This is a genomic window from Streptomyces sp. NRRL F-2664 (genome assembly GCF_000719345.1).
GTDB lineage: Bacteria > Actinomycetota > Actinomycetes > Streptomycetales > Streptomycetaceae > Streptomyces.
On the sequence record NZ_JOFX01000659.1, the window covers coordinates 1 to 204 of the forward strand.

The 204-nt window shown below is 72.1% G+C and carries 1 protein-coding gene; it reads left to right on the forward strand.

Annotated features, from left to right (window positions below; genetic code table 11):
- Positions 1-204: hypothetical protein (locus IF89_RS40530; RefSeq protein ID WP_043195277.1), on the forward strand; the 204-nt coding region annotated here is incomplete at both ends.

Below are 204 nucleotides of genomic sequence, written 5' to 3' on the forward strand. Positions count from 1 at the left end.
CCTGCCCGCCCGCGACGGAGTGGAGGAGCGCGGCTACGAGTGGCGGCTGGCGGACCGCACCGACGGGTCGGTGCAGTACTTCGACACCGCCGGCAACCCTGTGGCGTTTGCGGACCGGCACGGCAACCGCACCGACTTCGCCTTTGCCCTGGCCGGGGAGACCTGGCAGCTCACGTCTGTCACCGACCCCTACGGCGCCACCAC